Raw genomic sequence first — 18336 nt, 5'->3', positions numbered from 1 at the left:
AATAGGGGAATTTTAATTGAGTTTAGGATTTGTAAAGGTAAATTGGGATGATATAGACTCATATTCTAATGAAGAAATAACTTATTTTTTATTTCTAGAAGGAAAGTCTATAAATGCTATATGTAAAATGAGAAACTTAGATAAAAGCATAGTTCAAAAACATATCGTAGAAGGTAAGATAAAATATAGGCTTCTTGCTAGAAGTAGTAACGAAAAAGAACTTATCCATAACATAAGCAAGGCAGGAAAGATGGATAAATTGGACATTATAAATTCATTAGATGAAGATACTAAGAATAGATTAATTCAATATATAAAAAATAATTATGTGGATATGTATTCAAGGGATAAAGAAACTGCTATATGGATTATAGGTGAGCTTAAAGAAACAGGATGCAATGAAATACTTACAAAAGCTTCTGTTCATAAATTTGTAAACGTAAGAAGAATGGCAATATCAGCCATGAGAAAAATAAATGATAAAAGCTTTGAAAGGGCTTTAATCAGGGCACTTGAAGATGAAAATCCCCAGGTACTATTATATGCTATAAAGGGACTTGCAGAAATTAAAAGTGATTTTGCAAAGGGAAAAATCTTAGATGTTTTACAAAAGACTGACAAGGAATATTTAAAAAAGGCTTGTGAAGTTTTCTTAAGTGAAAAAAATAATTCTGAGCAAGAATAAAGAGCATAAGAGGTGATTGTATGGGTTACTTTACCATAAAAAATGAAGTTAGTAGTGAATTTGAAGAAAAGAAATCTATATTTATAGGACATGCCAAAAGGGTGTATACTGATGAAGAAGCAAGAGCCTTTGTGGATAAAATAAAAGAAGAATATAAAGATGCAACTCACAATGTTTATGCCTATATTATAGGAGAAAATATGGGCATTCAAAGATACAGCGATGATGGGGAACCTCAAGGTACTGCAGGCGTGCCTGTACTTGATGTTATAAAAAAGAATAATGTTACAGATGTAGCGGTAGTTGTTACAAGATACTTTGGAGGAATATTACTTGGCAAGGGAGGCTTAGTAAGAGCCTACAGTAAAGGTGCTGCAGAGGCTTTAAAAGAAGGAGAAATAGTAGAAAAGGTTATAGGGTGCGCTCTACATATAACAATAGAATATGAGCTTTCGGGGAAAGTTCAATATACCTGTGCACAAAACATGTGGCACATAGAAGATACAGAGTATACAGATAAGGTAAAGATCATTATTTTATGTACCTTAGAAGATGCAGAAGTTATAAAAAAAGAAATAACACAAATTACATCTGGAAAATGCGAATTTAGTGAAGTAAATAAAAAGTATTATTTTAGATTAAACAATAGACTTATTGAAGAAGTTTAAGTAAGTTATTAATGTGAGCTTTGAATCATAAAATTCATCTAAATTTGAGTTTATATTATAAAATATGATATAATATTTGAGGTGTTTTTATAAAAATTAGTGATGGTTTAGCAGAATATTGATTTATTATTATGTTGTCCTAAACTATTACTTAGGAATTTCTAAATTTTTTAATTTTATGAGGAGGAAGGTACTATGTCAGGACATTCTAAGTGGCATAATATACAAGCTAAAAAAGGTAAGACAGATGCAAAAAGAGGTAAAATATTTACAAAGATAGGAAAGGAACTTGCGATAGCTTCTAAAAATGGCGGTTCTAATCCTGACACTAACTCTAAATTAAGAGATGTTATAGCAAAAGCTAAGTCAAATAACATGCCTCAAGATACTATTACAAGAGCAATTAAAAAAGGTGCAGGGGAAATGGAAGGGGTAAACTATGAAGAAATAGTTTATGAAGGATATGGCCCTTCAGGAGTTGCTGTAATAGTAAAGGCTTTAACTGATAATAAAAATAGAACTGCAGGGAATGTAAGACCAGCATTTTCAAAATATGGCGGAAACCTTGGAGCAACTGGCTGTGTAGGTTGGATGTTCCAAAGTAAGGGACAGATAGTTATAGAGAAGAAAGAAGATATGGATGAAGATGAAATGATGATGGTAGCCCTAGAAGCTGGAGCTCAAGACGTAGAAATTTCAGATGAAGTATTTGAAGTTATCACAACTCCAGAAGACTTCTCAGCTGTAAGGGAAGAACTTGAAAGAGCAGGATTTGAATTCTTATCAGCAGATATAACTATGATTCCTGATACAACAGTTAGTCTTTCAATGGAAGACTCAGAACTGTTCCAAAAGCTTGTAGATAAACTTGAAGATGATGACGATGTTCAAGACGTTTACCACAATGCTGAGTTCCCTGAAGAATTTGAGGGGTAATTAAGTATTTGAGATGATATACATAAAATCACTCCTTGAGTTGTGTGAAAACAACTAAAGGAGTGGTTTTTTATTTGCAAACTATTTTAATGACTTTAATAATTTATAAATATTATCTATATCTTCATTAGTAAGATTATCAAAATTGTCAAGGCTTTTCTTTATACCTTCTATCGTATTTTCTTTAAATGATCTATTGCTGGCTTTTTTATTGATGAAAAATGTTGAGATTGTACCAGTGAGCATACCAATAACCCCTATTCCAATTAACATAATTATTGAAGCAAGAACTTTTCCGCCACCTGTTTTAGGTGACATATCTCCATATCCTACAGTTGTTACAGTAACGAAACTCCACCAAAGTCCATCTAAAAATGACTTATTTTCTATTATTGAAAAACCTAAAGCTCCAATTATTACAGTGAAAATAGAAATCCAAAGTACATAATTAAAGTTATTAGTATGTAAGAACTTATCCGCATTCTTTTTAAACTTCCGTATTAAAATAAGTGCTCGAAACAAGTTTGTCCATTTTGCAAGTTTGATAAATTTTATTATTCTAAGGGTTCTTGCAGTTTGAAACAAGTAATTAAAAGGAATTATTGAAATAAGATCTATTATATTGTTTTTAAAAAAATGAAGTTTATTTTGAGATAAAATAAGTCTTGTAAAGTAATCTAATGCAAATACTACTAATATGACAGTATCAATTATATTAAAAATATAAATTTCATAAGATGTTTGTTGAGTAAAATAGTTTAATGCAACTATAACAATTGCAATTATAGTTAGAATTGTCATAATTACTTCGTAAAGCAAGATAATATTTTTATTTTTGAGTTTATTCATTATTTTCATAGAGGAATCCATATTTTCTCATCCTTTTTAGTATGAAATAAGCTAGAATTCTAAAATTGATTGTTTTTATAATCATATCATATAAAAACAGAGTTATTTTGTAAATTGATTTTGGTTTAATTTAGGTGATTTTTAATAGAAAAACTTGTTGAGCAATGAATAAAAAGTTAATGGTAGGTCCATAATAATCCCTAGGAGGGATAATATGGAAAGAAAATATTCGAAAAGTATGTATGTAATTTTGGTAATTATGCTGGGTATAGCAATTTTTAGTATAAGCTATTATATAACTTCAGAAAGATTTAAGAGCAATAAAGACAATTATGGTAATGGAACTGAGGTAAAAAATAATACCTATGAAGAAGATAAGATGGCTTTAAGTAGCGGAGAAAATTATGTTCTTGATTCTAAATGTCAAATTTTATTTTATACTAAGTATAAGAAAAGTGGAGATTTAATTCTTATAAAAAAAGAAGCTGCAAGTGCTTTAGGATTAAAGGATAAGAAGCAAGTTGAAGAAAAATATAAACCGGAAGGATACAAAATCCAAGATGGTTCTAAAACTGAAATTAAGCTTCAAAATGAAGTGGAGAAATATGTCCCTAATAAATATGTGTTAGGTATATATGGAGAATATCTTGCTATTTTTAAAACAGATAAAAATGGTGACATGCATATTGAAAATGAAAAGGAAGATATTACAGAAAAAAAAATAGAGAACTTGAAGGAACAGGATATATATTTACTTACTACAGGGAGTAAATATTTTCAATGTGACACTAGAGACGAAGTACTAGCACGCCTTGAGGATTATGAATAATCCTTAAGGTTTTTTTGTTGAATTAAACTTCTTTAAATGATAAAGTATTAAGAGGAAAACTTTGATAAATGAAAGGACGAATACTGTGTACGAGTATATAAAAGGTATTTATAAGGGATTTAATAAAGAATATATAGTAGTAGAAAATAACGGAATGGGATATAAAGTACATACATCTGGAAATACCCTAGCAGATATGCCTAAAGTAAATGAGGACGTAGAAGTTTATATTCAGCAAATTGTAAGAGAAGATTTTATAGGATTATATGGATTTTCAACTCAAGATGAAAGAGATATGTTTAATTTACTTTTAAGCATAAATGGAGTGGGTGCAAAGGCTTCATTATCTATATTATCTATAAGTAATATAAATAGTTTAAAGTATGCAATATTTACTGGAGACGAAAAGATTCTTATAAAGGCTCCAGGTGTTGGCAAAAAAACTGCTCAAAGAATTATATTAGAATTAAAGGATAAGATAAAGTTGGATGAGTTTATAGAAAATGAAGATGAAGAAAATATTCAAGGAATATCTAATAGCTTAGATGAAGCATTGGAAGCTTTAGTTTCATTAGGATATTCCGATAAGGAAGCAGCTAAGGCATTAAAAATGGTAAATGAGAAAGATTCCATAGAAAATATAATAAAGCAGTGTCTAAAGTTTTTAATGAATTAAAGGGGGTAATGGTTTATGGAAAACAGATTTGTTACCGCTGAAACTCTCAATGAAGATAATGATACAGAATATAGTTTAAGACCTCAAAGACTTAAAGAATATATAGGTCAACGTAAGGTAAAAGAGAAACTAGATATTTTTATAAAAGCTGCAAGGATGAGAGAAGAGGCATTGGACCATGTATTATTATATGGGCCTCCTGGACTTGGTAAGACAACACTTGCTAATATAATAGCTAAAGAAATGACTGGAAATCTGAAGGTGACTTCAGGTCCGGCAATTGAAAGAGCAGGAGATTTAGCAGCAATTCTTACAAGTCTTAATGATTATGATGTGCTTTTTATAGATGAAATTCATAGGCTAAATAGGTCTGTAGAGGAGATACTCTATCCTGCTATGGAAGACTATGCTTTAGATATAGTAATAGGAAAGGGAGCGGCAGCTAAATCAATAAGACTGGACCTTCCTAAGTTCACATTAATAGGTGCTACAACTAGAATAGGACTTTTAACAGCTCCTTTAAGAGATAGGTTTGGAGTGTTATGTCCTATGGAATTTTATGAAGAAGAAGAATTGAAAGAAATAATAGTAAGATCTTCTAGTATATTAAATGCTGAAATAGAAGAGGATGCTGCTTATGAATTAGCTCGCTCATCTAGGGGAACTCCGAGAATTGCAAATAGGATACTAAAAAGAGTAAGAGATTACTCAGAGGTAAAGGGAAATGGAATTATAAATACTCAAATAGCAAGAGATGCTCTTGATTTATTAGAAATAGATAGAGAAGGATTTGATAGTGTAGATAAAAGAATACTTTTGTCTATAATTGATAATTTTGGCGGAGGACCTGTAGGAATAGAAACACTAGCCTACTTTATAGGAGAGGAATTGGGTACTATAGAAGATGTATATGAGCCATATTTATTGCAAAAGGGATTCATATTAAGGACCCCAAGAGGAAGAGTTGCAACTGATAAGGCATATGCACATTTAAAGAGAAGAAGAGGAAAAAGTAAGAAGATAGAGCAGGTTGGCATTGATTTAAATGATTGATAATTTTACTAAAGGAGAGGTAACATGCAAGTAAAGGATTTTGATTATTATTTACCAGAGGAGCTTATTGCGCAGCATCCTACAGCAAAAAGAGATGAAGCAAGGCTTATGATTTTAGATAAAGCTACAGGAGAATTGGAACATAAAGTTTTTAAAGATATACTAGATTACTTGAAACCAGGAGATTGTTTGGTTTTAAATGATACAAGAGTTTTACCTGCAAGACTTATAGGAGAAAAGGAAGAGACTCATGGAAAGATTGAGTTTTTACTTTTAAAAAGGACTGATAAGGATACTTGGGAAACTTTGGTTAAACCAGGTAAAAGAGCAAAAATAGGAAGTAAATTTGTGTTTGGTAATGGAGAACTTAAAGCTGAAGTAATAGGGCTTGGAGAAGAGGGAAGCAGAATTGTAAGGTTTGAATATGAAGGTATTTTTGAAGAAGTTTTAGATAGACTAGGACAAATGCCACTTCCTCCATACATAACGGAAACATTAGAAGATAAGGAAATGTATCAAACAGTTTATTCAAAAGAGCAAGGCTCAGCGGCAGCGCCTACAGCAGGACTTCATTTTACAGAAGAGCTTTTAGAAGATATAAAAAATAAAGGGATAAAACTTGCTTTCTTAACTCTTCATGTAGGACTTGGAACTTTTAGACCTGTAAAGGTAGATGAGATCGAAAATCATACTATGCATTCAGAATACTATAGTATGAATAAAGAAACTGCAGAGATAATAAATTCTACAAAAGAAGCAGGTGGAAGAGTTATAGCAGTAGGTACAACATCTAATAGAACATTAGAAACCATAGCAGATGCATATGGCAGAGTTAAAGAACAATCAGGATGGACAGATATATTTATCTATCCAGGATATAAGTTTAAAGTGGTAGATGCATTAATAACTAATTTTCACTTACCGCAGTCGACTCTTTTAATGCTCATAAGTGCTTTAGCAGGAAGAGATAAGATTATGAATGCATATGAAACTGCAGTAAAGGAAAAATATAGATTTTTTAGCTTTGGAGATGCAATGTTTATCAAGTGATTCTTATAAAATAGTTAGTAGAAAGATTAGAAATTTTATATTTGTTGCTTTAAAATTAATAACTAAGAAGGAGTGTACATATGTATAAACTTTTAAAAAAAGACGGCAATGCAAGAAGAGGAGAGTTTACGACACCTCATGGAGTGGTTCGAACTCCAGTATTTATGAATGTTGGAACCTTAGGGGTTATAAAGGGAGCAGTTTCTTCTATGGACTTGAAGGAAATAGGATGTCAAGTAGAACTTTCAAATACTTATCATTTACATTTAAGACCAGGAGATAATGTTATAAAAAAATTAGGTGGTTTACATAAATTTATGAATTGGGATAGACCAATTCTTACAGATTCAGGTGGATTTCAAGTGTTTTCTCTTGCTGGTATAAGAAAAATACAAGAAGAAGGAGTTTACTTTAACTCTCATATAGATGGAAGAAGAATCTTTATGGGTCCTGAAGAGAGTATGCAAATACAGAGTAATATTGCATCAACTATTGCTATGGCTTTTGATGAGTGTATACCAAATCCTTCTACAAGGGAATATGTAGAGAACTCTGTAGCCAGAACAACAAGATGGTTAGAGAGATGTGTAAAGGAAATGGATAGATTAAATACACTTCCTGATACAATAAATAAAAAACAAATGCTCTTTGGTATAAATCAAGGAGGAACTTATGAGGATATTAGAATAGCACATGCTAAAGAAATTGTTAAGATGGATTTAGATGGGTATGCAATAGGAGGCCTTGCTGTAGGAGAAACACATGAGGAAATGTATAGAGTTATAGATGCTGTAGCGCCTCACCTTCCAGAGGATAAACCAATATATCTTATGGGAGTTGGGCTTCCAAGCAATATTTTAGAAGCTGTTGATAGAGGGGTAGATTTCTTTGACTGTGTACTTCCAGCTAGAAATGGAAGACACGGTCATGTATTTACTAAGGAAGGTAAAATAAATTTAATTAATGCTAAATTTGAATTAGATGATAGACCTATTGATGAGGGATGTCAGTGCCCAGCTTGCAGAGATTATTCAAGAGCTTATATAAGGCACTTATTTAAAGCTAAGGAAATGCTTGCTATGAGATTATGTGTACTCCATAATTTGCATTTTTATAATAATCTTATGCAAGAAATTAGAGATGCTATTGATGCAGGTAATTTTAAAGAGTATAAAGAAAGAAAATTAGCTGAGTGGGGCGGAAGAGCTTAAAATCAAAAGAAAACTACTTTACAAATTTTTCTAAAAATTATAAACTATAGTTAGGGGGAGGTGAGTATATGGCAGCGGTACAACAAGGGGGAAGCTTAGTAGGATTATTACTACCTTTTGTTTTAATGTTAGTATTCTTTTATATAATAGTATACATACCAGAAAATAAGAGGAAGAAAAAGTATAAGTCAATGCTTGATACTTTAAAAGTAAATGATGAAATCATTACTAAGGGCGGTATTTTAGGAAAAGTTATAAGCATACATGATACGTCAATAGTGTTAGAAACAGGACCTAGTAGAGCACGTATTAAGCTTGACAAAAATGGAATATTATCAGTTTTAAACAATTCAACTGTTTCTGAAAAAGAAGCTAAAAAGGAAGATAAGAAAATAGAAGCTAGCAAAGAAGAAATAGCCAATGATTCAATAAATGAAAATACAGTTGAGTTTAAAGAAAATTAAAAATTAATCATAAAACACCTCCATTTAACATAGATAGTATTAAGTGGGAGGTGTTTTTATATGGGGAAAAGTACTTTTTTACCAATAGGGGATGGACTTCTTAGAAGTACAATACTTACAGTGGCTTTGATGGTTGTGTATGCTGTAATTATGACATTTTCAGAATTAAGCCCTCAGGCCAATTCATTGTTTTTTTTAGCAACAACTATTCTTAGCATAATGTATGGCACAATTTATTCTGTAAGAAAAATAAATAAAAAGGGATGGCTAATTGGAATTATAGTAGCTGCACTATATATGCTTATAATTTATGTATTATCCATTGTAGCAGGTAATTCACCTATCATAGAAGTTACCAGATTAATTAGATTTTTACTTGCTTTGGGCGTTGGGGCTTTATCTGGTATGCTTGGAATAAATCTATCCTAGTTACTTTATTTTCTTATTATTATATGATATAATCAAACAGAAATATTTTTGGAAATGGAGGATTACGTAATGAAACACATAAAAACTATAAACAAGACAAATATAAAAAATAGCTTGGCAAAGCCAGGTTGCAAAGAATGTGCAAATTCATGCCAATCAGCATGTAAAACTTCTTGTACAGTTGCAAATTTAGCATGCGAAAATTAATATAAAAGCAGTAACGTAAGGTTACTGCTTTAAGTTTAGTTAGGAGGAAAATAAATTGGCTGATATTCATAAGTTTATCCAAGATGGTGAGTATTATATTGTAGACGTTAATTCAGGTGCAGTACACATTGTAGACGAGCTTGTATATGATTTACTAGATGAAAATGGAATAAAAGGAAAAGAAGAACTTTTAGCAAAGTATGCAGAAAAGCACAACAAAGAAGATATAGAGGAAGCTTATGAAGAGTTAAAGGAATTAGTAGAAGAAGGAGTTCTTTATTCAAAGGACTTGTATGAAGATATAGGACTAAAGGCTTATGAAGGAACTTCTTATATAAAAGCTTTATGTTTAAATATAGTACATGATTGCAATTTAAGATGCAAATATTGTTTTGCAGATGAAGGAGAATATAGAGGACATAAGGGTATAATGACCCCAGAAGTAGGTAAAAAAGCAATAGACTTTGTTATCAAAAATGCAGGACCTAGAAAGCATATAGAAGTTGATTTGTTTGGTGGAGAACCTTTAATGGCCTTTGATGCTATAAAAGAAATTGTTGAGTATGCAAAAGCACAGGAAAAAATACATAATAAAACTATAAGATTCACTATGACTACAAATGCTACTTTACTTAATGATGAAATAATGAATTACTTAGATGAAAACATGGGTAACATTGTTTTAAGTATTGACGGAAGAAAAGAAATAAATGATAAAGTAAGAATGAGAGCAGATAAAAGCGGAAGCTATGATGCAATACTGCCAAAAATAAAAGAAATGGTAAATAGAAGATCAAAGGACAAGCAGTACTATGTAAGAGGTACTTTTACTCATGAAAATCCAGACTTTTTTGAAGATGTTATGCATCTTGCAAAAGAAGGCTTTGATGAAATATCTATAGAACCTGTAGTACTTCCAGACGACCATGAACTTGCTCTAAAGGTCCAAGATTTACCTAAAATATTTGAGCAATACGATAAGCTTTATGATGAAATGTTAAAAAGACATAGACAAGGCAATGCTTTTAAGTTTTATCATTTTAACATAGATCTCCAAGGGGGACCCTGTGTATATAAGAGAATTTCAGGTTGTGGAGCAGGACATGAATATGTAGCTATTACTCCAACGGGAGATATATACCCTTGCCATCAATTTGTAGGAAATGAAGATTTTAAAATGGGAAATATTTTTGACAATACTTTAGACCCAAAAATATCAGATAACTTTAAAAAGGCAAACATTTACTACAAGCCAAAGTGTTTAGAGTGCTGGGCAAGATTTTATTGCAGTGGCGGATGTCAAGCTAATAACTACAACTTTAATAAAGATATGAATGTTCCTTATGAACTAGGCTGTGAAATGCAGAAGAAGAGAATAGAATGTGCAATTGCACTTAAAGCAAAAATTATGGAAGAATAATAGAAAAAATGCGACATTTTTAATGCTAAACCTCCTGCAGAAAATTTGCATTTAAGAAAGCGTTCGTTTCGCAAAAGAAAGGTCTAATATTTCTGAAAGTAAAATGTCTAAACCTTCTAAACTCCCTTTGGTCAGACAGTAGAAGGCTCTTAATGATATTTTGATTTCAGAAATAAAGACCTTTTAGTGCTTATTAAATGCTTTATACAATGGAAATTATATACTAGCCAAAGCATTGGAAATGTCGAAATATCCTTTTTGGTTGACTATTATTTACATTAGCTATATAATTTTTGTATGTGTCGAACGTAAAAAATTAGTATTTAATATAAAGTAAACTAAGGTTTAGATGAAATTTTAATAACAAAATTAGGCCATAGTACACTAACTAACAATTGATAAGGTAGTAAAGCAAAGGGGGAGAAAGATGAAAAAGAACAATACAGGAAAAAGTGCACTAATCTTTATTATTTTTGTTCTACTTGTAGGTTTTATAGCATATGCAGGATCTTATGGAGTAGAAAATATATTTGGTTCAGGATATAGAGTAAAACCTTTTTCAGAAGCTATTAAAAGAGGGTTGGATCTTCAAGGTGGTGTATCCCTAGTAGAAGAAATACAGGATGAAAATGTTGATAATGATACTATTGAAAGAACCATAGAACTTTTATCTATGAGAATAAATAAACTTGGAGTAAGCGAAACTGTAGTAGCACGTGAAGGACAAAAGAGAATAAGAATTGAAATTCCAGGGGTATATAATGCTAAAGAAGTTATAGATACCGTTGGAAAAACTGGTGAACTTAAATTTGTAGGACCAGATAAAAAGGTAATACTTACAGGAAAAGATGTAAAGAATGCAGTAGCACAACTTAATCCAGATACTAATCAGCCTATAATCAGTTTTGAGTTAAATGATGAAGGAACTAAGAAGTTTGCAGAGGCTACAAAAAAGTTCATAGGTCAGCCTATAGCAATTTATATGGATGAAGAGATGCTTACCAATCCTACAGTAAATAGTATAATTCCAAATGGAAAAGGTATGATTGAAGGAAGTAAGTCTTTAGAAGAAGCAAAAAGACAGGCTAGTATTATTAAGTCAGGTGCTCTTCCTGTTGTAGTAAAACCTGTGGAGGTTAAAACTGTAGGTGCAACACTTGGAACTAATGCATTACCATTAAGTATTAAGGCTGGTGCAATAGGAATAGGGTTAATATTACTATTTATGCTTTTATATTATAGAATACCTGGACTTATTGCAGATATAGCATTAGTGTTTTATATAGTATTACTTTTAGGTACTTTTGTATCTATAAATGCTACTTTGACTCTATCAGGTATAGCAGGCTTCTTATTAACTATAGGTATGGCAGTAGATGCAAATGTACTTATATTTGAGAGAATAAGAGAAGAATTAAGAAATGGTAAGTCAGTAAGATCTGCTGTGCAAGTGGGCTCACATAATGCTCTTTCTTCAATATTAGATTCAAATATAACAACTATTATATCAGGATTAGTTTTATATAATTTAGGTTCAGGTGCAGTAAAAGGCTTCGCTCTCACTTTAATGATAGGTGTAGTTCTTAGTATGTTTACAGCTATTATAGTAACTAACTATCTTTTAAAACTTGCTGTAGATATGGGCCTATTAAAGAATTTATCAGCTTTTGGTGTGAGAAGGAGGGTGGAATAGCATGAAATCTTTTAAAATTATGGAGAAAACTAAAATATGGTTTGCAATTTCGTTGGTGATAATTATAACAGGTTTAGTATTCTTTATAAAAGATGGGCTAAATTACGGTATTGATTTCCGAGGTGGAACATTAGTTCAAATAAATATGAAGCAAGATTTTAATAAACAAGATGTAGAGAAAATAATTGCTAAGTATGCAAATGATTATACAACCAATACTGCTGTAAATGAAAAGGATGAGGTCCAGTTAGAAATAAGAAGTAATTCTTTAGAAGAAGGCGAAATACAACCTCTATTTAAAGAAGTAAAGGATAAATATAAGTTAGAGGATAAAGACTTGATTTCACAGCAGACTATAGGGCCTGCTGTAGGACAGGAATTAAGACAAAAGGCAATACTTGCCTTTGTGCTAGCGAATGTAGCAATGCTTATTTATGTGGCAATAAGATTTGAATTCAAATTTGGAGCAGCTGCAATACTTGCTATAATACATGATATATTAATAACTGTATCTGTTTATTCAATATTTCAGATTCCGATAAATTCAAGTTTCATAGCTGCAATACTTACTATAGCAGGGTATTCAGTCAATGATACAATTGTTATTTTTGATAGAATAAGAGAAAATGTTAAGAAAATGAGAAGAATTGATAGTAAAGAAATTGCTAATATAAGCATAACTCAAACTATGTCAAGATCTATAAATACAACATTGACCACATTAATTACTATAGTGGCAGTATATATATTCGTTCCATCGATAAGAGAATTTACATTCCCGTTAACAATAGGAATTGCTTGTGGAGCATATTCTTCAGTATTTATTGCAAGTCCAATATGGGTTCTACTTAAGAATAGAAAGATAAAAGAAGCTTAAAATAGGTACTAAGGATTAGGTGCTAGGTAAGAGGCGCTAGGATAAAAGAAATTTTGCGATAGTAGAGTTTTCTTTTACTCTAGTTTCTTAATCCTAGCACCTTTTTTAATGGTTAATAAAAGTTATTTGTAAAAAATCCTCGAAAATGTTTGTAAAATCTCATATTTTAAATTATAATATATATTGCTTTTTACTTTTTTGGAGGATATTATTATGGAGAAAAAGATTTGCAATATTGGACTACAGAACCTTTCCTCCTTACATAACCCATTTTTATTAAAGGGCATGGGGGAGGCCTTAAGAAGAATAGTTAAAGCTGTTAACGAAAGAGAAAAAATAGTTATATATGGTTGTTATGATTTGGATGGTGTAACAGCTGTGTCTGTGCTTTTTTTGGTATTAAAATACCTAAATGCTGATGTAGAATATTTTATATCAGAGGGTAGTGATGGAAGTTTTGATATAGATACAAATACCATTGAAAATCATATAAAATTTTTAGGAGCAAATCTTCTTATAACTGCTGGATGTGGTATAAACTCTTATAATCAAGTAGAGTTATGTAAAAGCCTAGGTATAGATGTAATAATTACTGATAGTCACCATGTTAGCAATATTATTCCTAAAACCATAGTAATAAATCCAAATCAGATAGATTGTAATTATCCTTTTAAGGAACTTTCAAGCGCAGCAGTAGCATATAAATTGGTACAGGCAATTTCATCTTATTATCAAATGAAGAGTGTAAGTAAATATTTAGATTTAGTTATGCTTGGATCTATAGCTCGTAATGTTCCTTATGTAGGTGAAAATAAAATTATTATAGATGAGGGAATTTATCACATGAATTATACAAATAATTATGGATTAAAAGCTCTCATGAATTTGAATAAAATGAAATATGTAAATATAAATAATTCCTATAGTCTTGCAAATAGTCTTATGCCATTTTGGAATAGTTCAAGGGGACTTGACAATGCACGGATAGCAGTAGAATTATTTACTACAAGCAATAGTGATCGTGCTTTGCAAATTGCTAAGTACCTTAAGAATGAAACATCTCAGTGAATTGAGATGTACTGAGTTATAACGAAATCGTAGATTTCTATAACTCATGCATGAAACATCTCAGTAGTCTGAGATGTGCTAATTTATGACGAAATTATAAATTTCTATAAATTATGGAAGTCATGTGTAAAACGTTTTAGTAAAATATTTTTAAGATTATGTTATTATATTGAATATCTATCATAATTTAATATATAATAATAAATGCTAAGAAGAGATTATATATTTAAGTAGTAGGGGGAAGAAGTAATGGAATTAAAAGAAAAGATTCGTATTATAGAAGGATTTCCAAAGGAAGGTATTAGTTTTAAGGATGTAACAACAATACTTGATGATAAATACGCTTTTAAATATACTGTAGATACTATTGCTGAACATCTTAAAAATAAAAATGTAGATGTGGTAGTAGGGCCAGAAGCTAGAGGATTTTTATTTGGAGCACCCATAGCATATGCTTTAGGAGTTGGTTTTGTTCCTGTTAGAAAGAAAGGTAAGCTGCCTTGTGAAACTGTAAGTGTTAGTTATGATTTAGAATATGGAACAGATATATTAGAAGCTCATAAGGGTTCCATAAAGCCAGGTCAAAGAGTAGCTATTGTTGATGACTTGCTTGCAACAGGAGGAACTATACAGTCTGTAGCAAAGCTTGTAGAAGCATTAGGTGGAGAAGTAGTGGCTATGGATTTTGTTATTGAACTTACTGAATTACACGGAAGAGATAAACTTGAAAAATATGATGTAATGTCTCTTGTGGAGTATGATATATAAAGAGATATACATCAAATAAATTCCCATATGCTAATTTATAATGAGTGAGAAGTCTCTATAAATTATGCAAAAATAAAAGTTTGAAAGTCTATACTAAATAGTATATAATGGTAAGTAAAATATGATGGCTGGTTAGTTAAACCAGCCTTTGATTTTAGGGGAGTAAAATATGCTTGAAAAACTGTTAAATAAAGTAGAAAAAAATTGTATAAATTATGATATTGAACTTATAAAAAAGGCATATAATTTTGCTTTCAATGCACATCAGGATCAAAAGAGAGAATCTGGAGAGCCTTATATTATTCATCCTATAGAAGTGGCAGGAATACTTGCTGAAATGGGCTTAGATACCAGTACTATTGTTGCAGGTCTTCTTCATGATGTAATTGAAGATACTGAGTATGGATATGAGTATTTGGAGAGAGAATTTAGTAAAGAAGTAGCAGATTTGGTAGAAGGTGTAACAAAACTTGGAAAAATTCAATATAAAACAAAAGAAGAGCAACAGGCGGATAATGTAAGAAAGATGCTCTTAGCTATGGCTCGTGATGTAAGAGTTATACTTATAAAATTAGCAGATAGATTACATAACATGCGAACCCTAAGGTACATGACCATAGAAAAGCAAAAGGAAAAGGCTAAAGAAACCTTTGACATATACGCACCACTTGCACATCGACTAGGTATTTCCAAGATAAAATGGGAATTAGAAGACCTAGCTTTTAGATATATAAACCCTAATGAATATTATGACTTAGTGAAAAAAATTGCAGAAAAAAGAGCTGAAAGAGAAGCATACATAGAGATGATAACAAAATCGCTTAAGGAAAATCTCAAAAGAACAGGTATTGAATCTGATATAGAGGGACGCCCTAAGCATTTTTATAGTATTTATAGAAAAATGGTAAATAAAAATAAAACTTTGGAACAAATTTTTGATTTAACAGCAGTAAGAATATTAGTGGATAGTGTGAGGGATTGCTATGCAGCACTTGGAATCGTACATACTATGTATAAGCCAATTCCAGGTAGATTTAAAGATTATATTGCCATGCCAAAACCTAATCTTTATCAATCTTTACATTCCACAGTAATAGGTCCACAGGGAAAGCCATTTGAAATACAGATAAGAACTTTTGAAATGCATAAAACGGCTGAGTATGGTATTGCTGCTCACTGGAAGTATAAGGAGAATAAGAACCCTAGTACTAGCATGGATTTAAAGTTATCTTGGTTACGAGATATGTTAGAGTGGCAGAGGGAAACTTCTGATGCAGCAGAATTTATGGAAGGTTTTAAAATAGATTTGTTTTCCGATGAAGTGTTTGTATTTACTCCAAAGGGAGCAGTTATAGATTTGCCAAGTCATGCAACACCTATTGATTTTGCTTATAAGATACATACTGATATAGGAAACAAGTGCATAGGAGCTAAGGTTAATGGGAAGATGGTACCTTTGGATTATAAGCTTAAAACTGGTGAAATCATAGAAATCGTAACAGCGTCAAATTCAAAAGGACCTAATATAGCTTGGCTTAATATAGTAAAGAGCAACCAAGCAAAGAGTAAAATAAGGGCTTGGTTTAAGAAGGCAAAAAGAGAAGAAAATATTAGTAAGGGAAAAGAACTTCTAGAGAGAGAAGCTAAAAAACATGGATATAATTTTGGTGAAATAGCTAAAGGAGAAATATTATCTGCTATTCTAAAAAGATATAATTTTAATAGCATAGATGATATATATGCAGGAGTAGGAGTAGGAGATATTAGTTCATCTTCGTTGGTATCTAAGATAAAGGAACAATATGAAAAGGGTCATAAAGCATCTATTAGTAATGAAGAAGTGATAAATACTTCTTTAGGTAAAAACTTAAAGCAGTATGATGAAAGAATAATAAAGAAAAAGTCAGCAGATATGGGAATCATAGTAAAAGGAGTAAGCAATCTTTTAGTTAGGTTTTCTAAATGCTGCAACCCAGTACCTGGAGATGAAATAGTAGGTTATATTACCAAGGGAAGAGGAGTATCAATACATAGAAAAGATTGCAAAAATGTTGAAAATCTTATGAGTGATTTGGAAGGAAAGCTAGTAGATGTAAGTTGGGGGAATGCTAAGGCTTTATCATATATTGCAGAAATTCATGTAAAGGCTGAAGATAGAGATGGAGTTTTATCTGAGATAATGGATATAATTTCCCAATCAAAGGCACATTTATATGCTATAAATGCTAAAACGACTAAAGACAAATTAGCTTTTGTAAATATAAAACTTAAGATTTTTGATATAGAACAATTGAAAGAATTAATAAAAAAGGTTAAAAAATTAAGTGGTGTGATGGAAGTTTACAGAACAAAAAACTAGAGGGTGATGATTTGAGAGCAGTAGTTCAAAGAGTTAATTTTTCCAAGGTGGAAGTGGATGGGAAAGTAATAGGAAGTATTAATAAAGGACTTAATGTTTTATTAGGTGTGGCAAAAGAAGATTCTATAGATGACATAAAATACTTAAAAGATAAGATATTAAATTTAAGAATATTCGAAGACAAAGAAGGTAAAATGAATAAATCTCTTATAGATGTAGCAGGAGAACTTTTGGTTATTTCTCAGTTTACGTTATATGGCGACTGCAGAAAGGGAAAAAGACCAAGTTTTATAGAAGCCCTAGGTGGAGAGGAAGCCAAAAAGTTTTATGAGGAATTTGTAAAAGAATGTAAAGAAGTGCTAGGAAATGTGGAAACAGGAGAATTCGGAGCCGATATGAAGGTTACAATTGAAAATGATGGACCTGTAACTATAATTTTAGATAGTAAAAAAACATTTTAATATGGGAGTGTATGGATATGAAGATTTCAAGAATACCAGTAGGTGCATATGCAGCTAACTCATACATTGTAATGGATGAAAACACAAAAGATGCCTTAATAATAGATCCTGGTGATGATTATTTAAGTATAAAGCATGCTATAAGCAAGCTTGAAGTAAATCCAAAGTACATATTTATCACCCATGGACATATTGATCATACGGGAGCAGTGGCAGAACTTAGAAATCTATATGAAATACCTGTATGTATTAATGAAAAGGATGAGTATTTAATTATGAATGGAGGATACATGTTTGGAAATCCTCAAAATTGTGGAGCAGCAGACATTAAAATAAAAGAAAATGATACTTTTGATATAGGAAACATGAAGCTTAAATGTATTGAGACACCAGGCCACTCTGAAGGGGGAATGTGTTTTCTTATAGACAATGTAGTATTTACAGGAGATACTCTGTTCCAAAGCTCTATAGGAAGAACAGATTTTACAGGTGGAGATTTTGATACAATAATTGATAGCATAAAAACTAAGCTTTTAACCTTACCAGATGAAACAATAGTTTTACCAGGACATGGTCCTGAAACTACCGTAAAAAATGAAAAGGTGTATAATCCATTTTTATAGGAAGGAAGCA

The 18336-nt window shown here is 31.2% G+C and carries 20 protein-coding genes; 19 read left to right on the top strand and 1 reads right to left on the bottom strand.

What is annotated here, in order from left to right; translation table 11 throughout:
- The first annotated feature begins 16 nt into the window (after positions 1-16).
- From BSD9I1_RS14480 to BSD9I1_RS14470, 3 genes are all read left to right on the top strand, one after another.
- Positions 17-685, top strand: a complete 669-nt coding sequence (locus tag BSD9I1_RS14480; RefSeq protein ID WP_186430940.1) for a HEAT repeat domain-containing protein — start codon at positions 17-19, stop codon at positions 683-685.
- 20 nt (positions 686-705) lie between these two features.
- On the top strand, positions 706-1353 hold the full coding sequence (locus BSD9I1_RS14475; RefSeq protein ID WP_035308276.1) for a YigZ family protein: 648 nt from the start codon (positions 706-708) through the stop codon (positions 1351-1353).
- 195 nt (positions 1354-1548) lie between these two features.
- A complete protein-coding gene (locus tag BSD9I1_RS14470) occupies positions 1549-2289 on the top strand; it encodes a YebC/PmpR family DNA-binding transcriptional regulator (RefSeq protein WP_035308277.1) in 741 nt (246 codons plus the stop codon).
- A gap of 81 nt (positions 2290-2370) precedes the next feature.
- Here the strand turns inward: BSD9I1_RS14470 and BSD9I1_RS14465 are convergent, their stop codons facing one another.
- Entirely contained in the window at positions 2371-3159 is a 789-nt protein-coding gene (locus BSD9I1_RS14465) for a potassium channel family protein (RefSeq protein WP_242966496.1), read from the bottom strand.
- Between the two features lie 193 nt (positions 3160-3352).
- On the opposite strand from BSD9I1_RS14465, the gene BSD9I1_RS14460 reads away from it, so the two are divergent.
- The 16 genes from BSD9I1_RS14460 to BSD9I1_RS14385 all read left to right on the top strand — a co-directional run bounded on the left by BSD9I1_RS14460 (position 3353) and on the right by BSD9I1_RS14385 (position 18326).
- Positions 3353-3967, top strand: coding sequence for a hypothetical protein (locus tag BSD9I1_RS14460; RefSeq protein ID WP_186430939.1), 615 nt, complete (start codon positions 3353-3355; stop codon positions 3965-3967).
- 85 nt (positions 3968-4052) lie between these two features.
- A complete protein-coding gene (gene ruvA / locus BSD9I1_RS14455; protein WP_186431106.1) occupies positions 4053-4643 on the top strand; it encodes a Holliday junction branch migration protein RuvA in 591 nt (196 codons plus the stop codon).
- 15 nt (positions 4644-4658) lie between these two features.
- Positions 4659-5696 carry a Holliday junction branch migration DNA helicase RuvB gene (ruvB, locus tag BSD9I1_RS14450; protein ID WP_186430938.1) on the top strand — a complete coding sequence of 346 codons (1038 nt, stop codon included), beginning with the start codon at positions 4659-4661 and terminating at the stop codon, positions 5694-5696.
- 24 nt (positions 5697-5720) lie between these two features.
- Positions 5721-6746, top strand: coding sequence for a tRNA preQ1(34) S-adenosylmethionine ribosyltransferase-isomerase QueA (gene queA / locus BSD9I1_RS14445; protein WP_186430937.1), 1026 nt, complete (start codon positions 5721-5723; stop codon positions 6744-6746).
- An 80-nt stretch (positions 6747-6826) separates the two neighbouring features.
- The gene (gene tgt / locus BSD9I1_RS14440; protein ID WP_186430936.1) at positions 6827-7957 is read left to right on the top strand and encodes a tRNA guanosine(34) transglycosylase Tgt; all 1131 of its coding nucleotides are present in this window, start codon (positions 6827-6829) and stop codon (positions 7955-7957) included.
- 68 nt (positions 7958-8025) lie between these two features.
- Entirely contained in the window at positions 8026-8421 is a 396-nt protein-coding gene (gene yajC / locus BSD9I1_RS14435; protein ID WP_186430935.1) for a preprotein translocase subunit YajC, read from the top strand.
- 60 nt (positions 8422-8481) lie between these two features.
- On the top strand, positions 8482-8850 hold the full coding sequence (locus tag BSD9I1_RS14430; protein ID WP_035308287.1) for a TIGR04086 family membrane protein: 369 nt from the start codon (positions 8482-8484) through the stop codon (positions 8848-8850).
- A 69-nt stretch (positions 8851-8919) separates the two neighbouring features.
- Positions 8920-9057 carry a six-cysteine ranthipeptide SCIFF gene (gene scfA, locus BSD9I1_RS14425; RefSeq protein ID WP_035308289.1) on the top strand — a complete coding sequence of 46 codons (138 nt, stop codon included), beginning with the start codon at positions 8920-8922 and terminating at the stop codon, positions 9055-9057.
- A 55-nt stretch (positions 9058-9112) separates the two neighbouring features.
- Positions 9113-10477: a thioether cross-link-forming SCIFF peptide maturase gene (scfB, locus tag BSD9I1_RS14420; RefSeq protein WP_186430934.1), complete on the top strand. Its 1365-nt coding sequence runs from the start codon at positions 9113-9115 to the stop codon at positions 10475-10477.
- A 427-nt stretch (positions 10478-10904) separates the two neighbouring features.
- Positions 10905-12170 (top strand): protein translocase subunit SecD, encoded by a 1266-nt coding sequence (secD, locus tag BSD9I1_RS14415; protein ID WP_186430933.1) that lies wholly within the window; start codon positions 10905-10907, stop codon positions 12168-12170.
- A gap of 1 nt (position 12171) precedes the next feature.
- On the top strand, positions 12172-13047 hold the full coding sequence (secF, locus tag BSD9I1_RS14410) for a protein translocase subunit SecF (protein WP_186430932.1): 876 nt from the start codon (positions 12172-12174) through the stop codon (positions 13045-13047).
- A gap of 213 nt (positions 13048-13260) precedes the next feature.
- The gene (locus BSD9I1_RS14405) at positions 13261-14115 is read left to right on the top strand and encodes a DHH family phosphoesterase (protein WP_186430931.1); all 855 of its coding nucleotides are present in this window, start codon (positions 13261-13263) and stop codon (positions 14113-14115) included.
- A gap of 249 nt (positions 14116-14364) precedes the next feature.
- Positions 14365-14883, top strand: coding sequence for an adenine phosphoribosyltransferase (locus tag BSD9I1_RS14400; protein WP_186430930.1), 519 nt, complete (start codon positions 14365-14367; stop codon positions 14881-14883).
- A gap of 169 nt (positions 14884-15052) precedes the next feature.
- Positions 15053-17242 (top strand): bifunctional (p)ppGpp synthetase/guanosine-3',5'-bis(diphosphate) 3'-pyrophosphohydrolase, encoded by a 2190-nt coding sequence (locus BSD9I1_RS14395; RefSeq protein ID WP_186430929.1) that lies wholly within the window; start codon positions 15053-15055, stop codon positions 17240-17242.
- 11 nt (positions 17243-17253) lie between these two features.
- A complete protein-coding gene (gene dtd / locus BSD9I1_RS14390; RefSeq protein WP_186430928.1) occupies positions 17254-17703 on the top strand; it encodes a D-aminoacyl-tRNA deacylase in 450 nt (149 codons plus the stop codon).
- Between the two features lie 17 nt (positions 17704-17720).
- The gene (locus tag BSD9I1_RS14385; protein WP_186430927.1) at positions 17721-18326 is read left to right on the top strand and encodes an MBL fold metallo-hydrolase; all 606 of its coding nucleotides are present in this window, start codon (positions 17721-17723) and stop codon (positions 18324-18326) included.
- The last annotated feature ends 10 nt before the right edge of the window (positions 18327-18336 follow it).

Origin of the sequence: Clostridium sp. BSD9I1, from assembly GCF_900185645.1 — a bacterium.
In the GTDB taxonomy this organism is placed as follows: Bacteria; Bacillota; Clostridia; order Clostridiales; family Clostridiaceae; genus Clostridium_AK.
The sequence above is the reverse complement of the archived record's forward strand: the minus strand, read 5'-3'. Positions and strand labels throughout refer to the sequence as shown.